The sequence below is a fragment of the Streptomyces sp. H27-H5 genome, assembly GCF_026627505.1.
Lineage (GTDB): Bacteria > Actinomycetota > Actinomycetes > Streptomycetales > Streptomycetaceae > Streptomyces.
Window position 1 is genome coordinate 1,406 of record NZ_JAPNLK010000246.1, and the last position, 1,558, is coordinate 2,963.

Consider the following 1,558-nt stretch of genomic DNA (forward strand, 5'->3'; position numbering starts at 1 on the left):
GGCTGGTGCTGGGCAACCCGTTGCTGGCGGTGAACGGGTTGATCGACAAGCACGCCTGGACGTTCTGCGTCCTGGACGCTTTGTTGACCGCGCTCAAGCGCCGGGACGTCTTCGCGTTGGGTGCCGATGTGTGGGGTGACCCCCGGGCCCGGCTGCTGTCCGGTCCGGCCTGGGCCGTCACCCGGCCCAAGGTGCTGACCGCGCTGGAGCTGCCCGGCACCGCCGAGGAGCACCTGGGCGAGCTGGAGGTGCTGCTGGAGGAGATGTACCGGCACGTCGCTGAGAGTCTGCCGGGCAACGCGGCCGTCGACATCGTGAACGGCAGGATCAGCCTGGACCGCCTGGACGCCGACCCACTCCCGGCCGGCTACCAGGTGGTACACGACGCGGTCCAGGCGATGATGCCGCGCGTGGACTACCCCGAGCTGCTGTTGGAGGTCCACGCCAGGACGGGGATGTACGACGCGATCGAGCACGTGAGTGGCCAGGTCGCCCGCCCCGAGGACCTCGACCTGACGCTGACCGCGCTGTTGGTGCAAAAGTCGACGAACATCGGGATGGAGCCGGTGATCAAGCCCGGTGAGCGGGCGCTGACCCGCAGCCGGCTGACCGCCGCTGACCACGGCTACTTCCACCTGTCCGGACTGCGCGCGGCCTCGGGGCTGCTGGTCGGCGCGCAGTCCGGGATCGGGCTCACCGAGGACTGGGGCGGCGGTCACGTCGCCTCGGCGGACGGGATGCGCTTCACCGTGCCGGTGCGCTCGATCCACACCAGGCCCAACCCAAAATATTTCTCGACAGGCAGGGGACTGACCTGGTTGAACGTGGTCTCGGACCGTTTCATGGGTCTGGGCGGCATCGTCATGCCGGGCACCCTGCGCGACTCGCTGGGCATCCTGGACGCGGTCTTCAACCTGGACGGGCCGGTCCGCCCGGAGATGATCATCACCGATACCGGGTCGGTCAGCGACCTGGTGTTCGGGCTGTTCGCGATCTGCGGCTACCAGTTCTCCCCGCGCATCGCCGACATCTCCGACGCCCGGCTGTGGCGCTTCGAGATGTCCGCCAACTACGGGCCGCTGGAGCCCCTCTCGCGCCAGCGGATCCAGGTGGCCAGGATTGCGAGCCATTGGGAAGATATGCTCCGCGTCGCCGGCTCTCTGACGACGGGCACGGTGCGCGCGTACGACCTGCTGCGGATGATGAACAACGGCGATCGGATGACCGGTCTCGGGGACGCGTTCGCCGCCTACGGCCGGATCTTCAAGACGCTCCACCTGCTGCAGTTCATCGACTCCGAGGCGTACCGCAGGATGATCGGCGTGCAGCTGAACATCGGCGAGGGCCGCCACGCGCTGGGCCGCGCGATGTTCTTCGGCCGCCTGGGCGAGATACGCCACGCCTACAAGGACGGGATGGAAAACCAGCTTGGCGCCCTGGGCATGGCCCTGAACGCAGTAATTTTCTGGAACAGCCTCTACATCGACGCCGCCGTGAAGGAGTTGGAGACCGGCGGCGTCAGCATCTCCCCGGAGATCCGTTCCCGGCTCTCTCCGCT

At 67.8% G+C, this 1,558-nt stretch carries 1 protein-coding gene; it reads left to right on the forward strand.

What is annotated here, in order from left to right; translation table 11 throughout:
* On the forward strand, positions 1 to 1,558 hold a 1,558-nt coding region (locus OTB19_RS42405; RefSeq protein WP_267804194.1), incomplete at both ends, for a transposase.